This window comes from Planktosalinus sp. (assembly GCF_059864935.1).
The window spans coordinates 1-8,666 of record NZ_JCBCCK010000164.1; the positions used below are offsets into that span (position 1 = coordinate 1).

Consider the following 8,666-nt stretch of genomic DNA (forward strand, 5'->3'; position numbering starts at 1 on the left):
TGATGCTCCCAAGGCTATAACTGTTATGGCTGTAGATAATTTGCCTTGTGAATTGCCCAAAGACGCCAGTGAAGGTTTTGGGGATATGTTTTTAGAGCATGTTATTCCTGCTTTTTTTAATTACGATAAAAATGGCATTTTACAACGGGCAAAAATTACCGAAGGTGGCAAATTAACCCCCCGATTTGCCTATTTGCAGAATTTTGTAGACGGAAAGTAAAACAATTTATTCATCTAATTTTTTCTGATCGTTTTTCATCATCAGATAAACGGCCGCTACTATTCCTGCAATGACCAAACCAAATATGATGGTCATTATAAATGCGCCGTTTTCCCAGTTGTAGAGTGCTATTTTGTTAAAAATCATAAGTTTGTATTTTATGATTCACAAAAATAATAGATGTTAATTCAATCAAAAATGACAATGGTCATAAACTTGTTAAAGTGATAAAATCGTTTTGCGAATAGCCGTCAAATCACTCAACAACTTTTCAAGATATTTCAGGTCAAGCATATTAGCGCCGTCACTTTTGGCATTTTCCGGGTCAAAATGGGTTTCGATAAAAATACCGTCAACGCCCACAGCGATACCTGCTTTGGCGATGGTTGAAATCATATCAGGCCTGCCGCCGGTAACACCGCTGCTTTGATTGGGTTGTTGCAAACTATGGGTTACATCAAGTACCGTGGGCGCAAATTGGCGCATGGTGGGGATACCCCTGAAGTCTACAACCATGTCTTGATAGCCAAACATAGTGCCGCGGTCAGTCACCATCACCTGACTGTTGCCACAATCCGTCACTTTTGTAACAGCGTGCTTCATACTTTCAGGGCTCATAAACTGGCCTTTCTTAAGGTTGACCACTTTTCCGGTGTTTGCCGCAGCAACCACCAAATCGGTTTGCCGAACTAAAAAGGCAGGGATTTGCAACACATCAACATATTGGGCGGCCATTGCGGCATCACTCACTTCATGAATGTCGGTCACAGTAGGAATATCAAAAGTTTCAGAAACTTTTCGAAGGATTTTCAAAGCTTTTTCATCACCAATGCCTGTAAAACTGTCAATACGGCTTCGGTTGGCTTTTTTAAAACTGCCCTTGAATATGTAGGGAATTTGAAGTTTATCTGTGATTTTTAATACTTGTTCAGCGATGCGCAATGCCATTTCTTCACCTTCAATAGCGCAAGGGCCTGCAAGTAAAAAGAAGTTATTGGATTGAGTGTGTTTTATTTTTGGGATTAACTGGAGTTGCATAAATTTTATTTTGAAATGCAAAGATAATCAATCCCTCATTGCTTCACTATTTTTTTGGTGACTTCTGTATTGTTTTCAAAAGTTACTTTTAACAAATACATACCGGGAGTTAAATTTGAAATGTCAATTTTATTAACGTCTAATTGTAAATCAAGTTTTCTTCCTTGAATAGTATACAAACTTATTTCTGAGAAATTTTCAGTTGAATTTAAAGTCACACTATTTTTCGTCGGATTGGGGGATATGCTAAAATTATTTTTTGAAAAGTCATTTGTATTTAGTCCTACATATTCATACCAGGCCACTTTATTATCATTAAATGATGCAGAAATAACTTCAAGGTTTCCATTGTCCTTGATATTAGCGGCTATAGCATGTCTAAGACTTAAAACATCAGAAGATATTAGCATTGGTGAACTGAATACCCCATCACCATTTATGTTTTCTTGCCAAGTAATTGAATTGGAAAACCTGTTATAAATCAATACATCCATATCTCCATCATTGTCTAAATCATAAAAATCAAAAGCAAATGACCCTATATTAACCGGCATTAAATTGCTAAATGTACCCAGATTGTCTATGTTTTCAAGCAAGTAAAGAAAAGTTCCTATATCATCATTGTGTGTAGTTATTACAATGTCATTTTTTCCATTTGTATTAATATCAACATATTTAATATCAACAATACTTGTCCAATCTGACATGAGAAAATCAAATTGATAAATAAGTTGTTCGGTGCCAAAAGTTTGATTGCCTAAATTTTTATACCAAACTAATCTTCCTGCCGGATTATAGCTGTTGTATGATAAAAGCAAGTCAGATAATCCGTCATTATCAATATCAACTATGAGAGGGCCGGTTGCATTCAAAATATTATCTACAAGTATAATAGGTCCAGCAAAAGTACCTGTGCCACCAATATTTTCAAACCATACTATATTATTTTCAAAAAAATTATTTGAAAAGTTTATGATTATATCAGTATGTGAGTCGCTGTTCAAATCAAATGTCTTAACCTCCATTATAAACGCTGATTGATTTTCTAAAATGACTTGTTCGGGGCCAAAATTGCCATTGCCATCAATATTTTCTTTCCAGACCAACCTAGCTGGGTTGTTTTCGAGATAGAGAATATCCAAATGTCCATTTGAATTTAAATCTACAGCCTCAAAGAATAAAAAAAGTGCCGGCGTATCTGATAAGACAGTTTCCGGGCCAAAATTGCCATTGCCATCTAAATTTTCATACCATTTAATTTGAAGGTCTGTACTACATAAAGCTATAACATCATTAAAACCATTTCCACTTAAATCTGCTGTAAAAACCTGATATGCTCCATTTGCAGTGGCAGAAATAATCTGCTGTGGTCCGTATTGTGAAACAAGAATTAAAGGGAATAGAAAGATGATAAGTAAAGAGTATATGTTTTTCATGGATAAGTTTTCAAGTTTTAAATGTAAGTTATTTTTTTAAAAAATTAACAATCAACTAACTACAATTTAATATTTCAAACAAAACATTGTAATGGGTAATAGTAAAATAATGAAAATTAACAGTACCTTTGCACGCTCAAAAAAAGGAGCTTTTTTATGTCAAAAGTTAAAAACATCGCTATTATTGCCCACGTTGACCACGGGAAGACCACGCTGGTCGACAAGATTATGTATCATTGTAATTTATTTCGTGAAAACGAAAATACAGGTGATCTTATCCTTGATAATAATGACCTGGAACGCGAACGCGGTATTACCATCACTTCAAAAAATGTCTCTGTAGTATATAAAGACACAAAAATTAATATTATTGACACACCCGGTCACGCCGATTTTGGAGGTGAAGTGGAACGCGTGCTTAATATGGCTGATGGTGTATTACTGCTTGTTGATGCCTTTGAAGGTCCTATGCCACAAACACGATTTGTGCTGCAAAAAGCCTTGGATCTTGGATTAAAACCTTGTGTTGTTATTAACAAAGTAGACAAGGAAAACTGTACGCCTGAAGAAGTTCATGAAGAAGTTTTTGACCTGATGTTTGAATTGGGTGCTGAAGAGTGGCAATTGGATTTTCCCTCTGTATATGGTTCAGCCAAAAACAACTGGATGAGTGAAGATTGGAGAAAACCCACACAAAATATTGAACCTTTACTCGATATGGTAATTGAACACATTCCTTCTCCCAAAATTGAAGAAGGTACAGTACAAATGCTAATTACTTCGCTGGATTATTCTTCCTTTACAGGAAGAATCGCTATTGGCCGTTTACAAAGAGGCATTTTAAAAGAAGGAATGCCAATCACTTTGGTGAAAAGAGACGGAACAAAGGTGAAATCACGCATCAAAGAATTACACACTTTTGAAGGTCTCGGAAGAAAAAAAGTCACCGAAGTTTTTGCAGGTGACATTTGTGCCCTTGTTGGGCTTGAAAATTTTGATATTGGCGATACAGTAGCTGATTTTGAAAATCCTGAAGGATTAAAGACTATTGCTATTGATGAACCCACTATGAGCATGTTGTTTACCATCAATGACTCACCTTTCTTTGGTAAGGATGGTAAGTTTGTAACATCAAGACATATCAAGGAGCGTTTGGAACGCGAACTCGAGAAAAACCTTGCCCTGAGAATGCAGCCCACTGACAGTGCTGATAAATTTATGGTATTTGGACGTGGTGTGTTACACCTTTCAGTGTTGATTGAAACCATGAGAAGAGAAGGCTATGAATTGCAAATCGGGCAACCTCAGGTAATCATTAAAGAAATTGACGGAGCAAAATGTGAGCCGGTTGAGGAATTAACCATCGATTTACCCGAAGAAGTTTCCGGTAGGGCCATTGATATGGTGACCATCAGAAAGGGAGAAATGCTGAGTATGGAGGGCAAAGGCGAGCGTATGATTTGTAAATTCCAGATTCCTTCAAGGGGAATTATTGGTTTGCGTAATCAACTTTTAACGGCTACAGCCGGAGAAGCTATTATGACCCACCGTTTCCTCGAATACCAACCTTTTAAAGGAGGAATCCCTGAGCGTCAAAACGGTTCATTGATTTCTATGGAAAACGGAAAAGCGATCCCTTACTCAATTGACAAACTTCAGGAAAGAGGTAAGTTTTTTGTTGATCCAAACGAAGATATTTATGAAGGCCAAGTGATTGGCGAAAACTCTCGTGGCGATGATATGGCCGTAAATGTAACCAAGACCAAAAAGCTTTCAAACGTCCGTTCTTCAGGAGCTGATGATAAAGCCAAGATTGTTCCTGCTATCAAGTTTTCATTGGAAGAGGCTTTGGAATACATTCAAAAAGATGAATATGTTGAGGTCACTCCAAAATCAATCAGATTGCGAAAAGTTTACCTAAAAGAGGTGGATCGTAAGCGCAATGTAATCAATTAATACATCATAATAAAAATAAAACCTCTGTAGTATTTCTATGGAGGTTTTTTTATGCAAATTATGGAAAACGATTTATTTTCAAACACCGAACTCGTGGGCTATCTGGCCTCCTTACTTTTGATTACTTCTTTTTTGATGAAAAATATCAGGACGTTACGTTTGGTAAACTCCCTCGGTTGTATCGCTTTTGTCGTTTATGGATTTTTGCTGCAAAGTTCTTGGCCCATCATCATTACCAATGCGTTTATCGTTGGGGCAAATATGTATTACCTTTTTCTAAGAAAAAAGATTGGAATTGTTTGATGTTTAAGTCAATAAATCATTACTTTTAAATTTTTAAATTAAAAAATATGTATTTTTTATATTTTGATCCGGGACTGGGAGCAATGATTGCGCAAGCTGCAATAGCAGCAGTTGCCGCTATAGCCCTTTTTTCTAAAGCGTTTATGTTTAAAGTTAAATCCCTTTTTGGAATTCATAAATCCAAAGAAGAAGACAGTTATGACAGTATAGACATGGACGAAACCGAAGATGAAAATGACAAAAACAACACTTCAAATTAGTCAACATCAGGCTTCATTCAGAGACCCTTCCGGGTATGTTACTCAGGAAAACGGAAAATTAGTAAGGGTCATTAACCCCATTTACTTTCCCCAATACAACCAACTTACAAGCTCGGGTTTTTACAATAAACTTTTTAAAGCAGGATTATTGATTCCGCACAAGGAAGTCGAAAATACCCAAGAGAAAATAATAATTAGACCTGAATTCATCCCATTTATAACCAATCCTTATGAATGGAGTTTTGAAATGTACAAGCACGCTGCTCTCCACACACTCAAAGTGCACCGTGCAGCCCTATCAAACGGTTTTATTTTAAAAGATGCATCGGCTTATAACATCACTTTTTACAACGGTAAGCCCATTTTTATTGATTCACTTTCTTTTGATTTTTATGAAGAAAACTCACCCTGGCGCGCTTTCAAGCAATTTATCACCCATTTTTTAGGCCCATTATTACTCGCCAAATATCACGGCGTTTCCATGCTCAACTTGATGCAAAATCACATTGACGGGATTCCTGTTAAAACAATTGCCTCTTTACTTCCGTTTAAAACGAAATTCAACTCAACCATTTATTCAAACATACACTTACTTGTCAGGCTTGAGGCCAAATACAGTGAAGACTACAAGGCTGAAAGTAAAATCTCAAAACTTTCAAAAAAGGCACAAAACAACATTATTGAAAACCTGTATGATTTCATCAAAAAATTGTCTGTAAATGAAAAAACAGAATGGGGGGATTACTACAACAAGACCAATTACAACGATTTGGCTTTTAAGCAAAAAGCAGGATTAATAAAAGAGTGGGCTGCAGCACTTAAAGCAAAAAAAATTGTTGACATTGGCGGAAATGACGGGACTTTTGGAAGGGAATTAAAAGACACAGCCGAATTAATTTTAGTAAATGATATCGATGCAAATGCAGTGGATTTTAATTACAAACAAATTCAAAAAAATAAAGAAACTAATATACTGCCATTTGTTTGTGATGTTTTGCAACCCGCACCGGCTATTGGTTTTAATAATAGTGAGCGCAGTTCATTGATTAACAGGCTAAAGGAGTTGAAGCCAGATTTAACCATGGCACTGGCGCTTATTCATCACATTACTTTATCAGGCAATGTTCCATTTTTAAAATCTGCTGAATTTTTTGCTTCATTCTCTGAAAATTTAATTTTTGAATTTCCAACTCGCGGTGACTCTTGGGTGCAGTCGTTGTTAGTAAGAAAACGAGAATTCATCAATCATTTTGATTTTTACAACGAAGAGAATTTTGAAAATGACTATTCAAACTATTTTGAAATTGTAAAAAAAGAAACCATCAGTGATTCTCAACGTATTTTGTATTTATTAAAAAGAAGAAAATTTTGAAATCAATCATCACTTTTTTTAAAAGGGAATCAGTTTTGCCATTGCTAGCGGGGCTGGCATCTGGGCTTTACCCTTGGGCGTTTTATTATTCTCAAAATTTTAGGTTTGTAAATTCATTTGAACATCTTATTTATTTTCTATTTCTTTTTGTTTTAGTACCCACTACGGTATATTATTTATTGTTTTTAGTTTTTAAAGGAAACCTAAGTCAGTTTTACAAAAAATATATACTGCCTTTCATTAGCACAACTGTTTTTTTATACCTGTGCATGATCTCACTTTTTACTTCAGTTGGGTATAAAAAAATAGCACTTGTAATATTTTTAGCCTTTGCAGTTGTCATAGGGAATCACTTTATAAAAAAGTTTTATTTTAAAATACTTACAGTAAAGCTTTTGTTGGTGCTTACTACTTTTTTTACGCTTCCCGGTACAATAATATCTTATGCGACAGAATCATTTGAATGGTTGAAACAACCTGAAGTAATTGAAAATATTCAATTTCAAAAGAAACCCAATGTATATGTAATTCAACCTGATGGATATGTAAATTTTTCTGAACTCAGGCGTGAAAGTTATGGATTTGATAATTCTGAATTTGAAAATTGGCTTGAAGAACAAGGATTTTCAATGTATCAGGACTTCAGGAGTAATTATCCAAATACACTTACATCAAACAGCTCTTTGTTTGCAATGAAGCATCACTACCATGATTTGTGGAATGAACGCAAAACGATAATGGACCTCAACCCCGTAGTGGAAATATTTAATAAAAATGGTTATAAAACCCATTTTTTTGCTGAAACTCCCTATCTGATAGTAAACAGGCCAAAAATAAATTTTGATTACACAAATATTGAACTTGCTGAAGTTCCCTATCTAAGTAAAGGTCTAGATTCTTTAAAGAGTATTTTACACGATTTTCCCAAAGCATTCGAAAACAAAAGTGAGCATAATTTTTATTTTTTTGAAAAACTTCTTCCGGGACATATTATCAATAATAAAAATAAAATTAAAACCGCAGCTTCAGAACAAGACCGTTACCTTAAAAATTTAGAATATGCAAACCAGTGGCTTAAAGAGCTAATCCCTTTAATACAAAAAGAAGACCCCAATGCTCTTATCATAATCATAGCAGACCATGGAGGCTATGTTGGAATGGAATATACCTTACAGACACAAACAAAAAATACCGACAGGGATTTTTTATATTCAGTCTTTTCATCAGCCTTGGCAATTAAATGGCCAACTAATGAAAAGCCCCCGGAAGAAGAACTAACATTCAAATCTTCAGTTAATCTGTTTTTGAATATATTTTCATATTTGGCAGAAGATAATTCAATCTTAACACATAAACAGGAAAACGCAAGTTATTTAAAAATTAAAAAGGGAGCAGAAGAAGGAATTTATAAGGTAATTGATGAAAATGGAAATATTGTTTTTGAAAAACACAATTAAAGTTTAAAGTAAAATAAAAAGTAAAGAATCAAAGCCACAACAACCGTCATCACTGAAGTATAAACAATCAAAAATTTTCTTCGGCTTCTTTTTCGTTCTTCGAGAAGTTTAAGCCTCCCCCTAACCCCCTCCAAAGGAGGGGGAATTTTTAAAATCATTAAAAAGATATAATTTTTATTTCCCCTTTGAGGGCTAGTTTTTTTTAATAGTTTCTTTGACTTCAATTAAAGCCCTCCCTTTTGGGGAGGGTTTGGGAGGGGCCTTTCTTTTTTTACATATTTCAATATAAGAAGATTTTGCGGATTGATACCCAATCCAGATACATTTTTCCTTACAAAACGCACGGCTTCATCATAATACAAAGGCACAACCGGGGCTTGTTCAATCATTAAGGAGTCCATTTTTCTATAAACGATTTTGCGTTCGTTGATGTCCATAAAAGTTTTAGCATAGTCATACAAGCTGTCAAAGACCTTGTTCTCAAAAAAAGTGTAGTTGGGTCCCGAGGGAGTATGGTTGGGGCTGTAAAACAAGGATAAATAACTATCAGCATCGGGATAATCGGCTATCCAACTGGAGCGAAAAGCATCAATCGACCCGTCTGCACGCGCTTGCCTGATTGCA

The 8,666-nt window shown here is 35.3% G+C and carries 8 protein-coding genes and 2 pseudogenes; 6 read left to right on the top strand and 4 right to left on the bottom strand.

The window, feature by feature from the left end; all coding sequences use genetic code 11:
• A pseudogene (locus AC6F75_RS06345) lies at positions 1-220 on the top strand (alanine dehydrogenase); the annotation flags it as partial.
• Positions 221-226: 6 nt separating this feature from the next.
• Here AC6F75_RS06345 and AC6F75_RS06350 read toward each other — a convergent pair.
• The 3 genes from AC6F75_RS06350 to AC6F75_RS06360 form a co-directional block, all read right to left on the bottom strand.
• Positions 227-367 carry a hypothetical protein gene (locus AC6F75_RS06350; protein ID WP_500714115.1) on the bottom strand — a complete coding sequence of 47 codons (141 nt, stop codon included), beginning with the start codon at positions 365-367 and terminating at the stop codon, positions 227-229.
• 72 nt (positions 368-439) lie between these two features.
• On the bottom strand, positions 440-1,258 hold the full coding sequence (kdsA, locus tag AC6F75_RS06355) for a 3-deoxy-8-phosphooctulonate synthase (RefSeq protein ID WP_500714116.1): 819 nt from the start codon (positions 1,256-1,258) through the stop codon (positions 440-442).
• 35 nt (positions 1,259-1,293) lie between these two features.
• The gene (locus AC6F75_RS06360) at positions 1,294-2,694 is read right to left on the bottom strand and encodes an FG-GAP-like repeat-containing protein (RefSeq protein WP_500714117.1); all 1,401 of its coding nucleotides are present in this window, start codon (positions 2,692-2,694) and stop codon (positions 1,294-1,296) included.
• Between the two features lie 156 nt (positions 2,695-2,850).
• Between AC6F75_RS06360 and typA the strand changes: the two genes are divergently transcribed.
• From typA to AC6F75_RS06385, 5 genes are all read left to right on the top strand, one after another.
• Positions 2,851-4,650 (top strand): translational GTPase TypA, encoded by a 1,800-nt coding sequence (gene typA, locus AC6F75_RS06365; RefSeq protein WP_500714118.1) that lies wholly within the window; start codon positions 2,851-2,853, stop codon positions 4,648-4,650.
• A 60-nt stretch (positions 4,651-4,710) separates the two neighbouring features.
• Positions 4,711-4,953, top strand: a complete 243-nt coding sequence (locus tag AC6F75_RS06370) for a uroporphyrinogen decarboxylase (protein ID WP_500714119.1) — start codon at positions 4,711-4,713, stop codon at positions 4,951-4,953.
• A 47-nt stretch (positions 4,954-5,000) separates the two neighbouring features.
• Complete coding sequence (locus AC6F75_RS06375; RefSeq protein WP_500714120.1) at positions 5,001-5,213, top strand: hypothetical protein; 213 nt, start codon at positions 5,001-5,003, stop codon at positions 5,211-5,213.
• Entirely contained in the window at positions 5,188-6,585 is a 1,398-nt protein-coding gene (locus tag AC6F75_RS06380) for a class I SAM-dependent methyltransferase (RefSeq protein WP_500714121.1), read from the top strand. Before AC6F75_RS06375 ends, AC6F75_RS06380 begins: the two co-directional genes overlap by 26 nt.
• Before the next feature lie 467 nt (positions 6,586-7,052).
• Positions 7,053-8,042, top strand: a complete 990-nt coding sequence (locus tag AC6F75_RS06385) for a sulfatase-like hydrolase/transferase (protein WP_500714122.1) — start codon at positions 7,053-7,055, stop codon at positions 8,040-8,042.
• Between the two features lie 224 nt (positions 8,043-8,266).
• Here the strand turns inward: AC6F75_RS06385 and AC6F75_RS06390 are convergent.
• Positions 8,267-8,666: pseudogene (locus tag AC6F75_RS06390) on the bottom strand (ABC transporter substrate-binding protein); the annotation flags it as partial.

Excerpts from the sequence above, each read along its gene's own strand:
- AC6F75_RS06380 (WP_500714121.1), top strand. The coding sequence starts at position 5,188 with ATGACAAAAACAACACTTCAAATTAGTCAACATCAGGCTTCATTCAGA.
- AC6F75_RS06360 (WP_500714117.1), bottom strand. The coding sequence starts at position 2,694 with ATGAAAAACATATACTCTTTACTTATCATCTTTCTATTCCCTTTAATT.
- AC6F75_RS06370 (WP_500714119.1), top strand. The coding sequence starts at position 4,711 with ATGGAAAACGATTTATTTTCAAACACCGAACTCGTGGGCTATCTGGCC.
- typA (WP_500714118.1), top strand. The coding sequence starts at position 2,851 with ATGTCAAAAGTTAAAAACATCGCTATTATTGCCCACGTTGACCACGGG.
- kdsA (WP_500714116.1), bottom strand. The coding sequence starts at position 1,258 with ATGCAACTCCAGTTAATCCCAAAAATAAAACACACTCAATCCAATAAC.
- AC6F75_RS06375 (WP_500714120.1), top strand. The coding sequence starts at position 5,001 with ATGTATTTTTTATATTTTGATCCGGGACTGGGAGCAATGATTGCGCAA.
- AC6F75_RS06350 (WP_500714115.1), bottom strand. The coding sequence starts at position 367 with ATGATTTTTAACAAAATAGCACTCTACAACTGGGAAAACGGCGCATTT.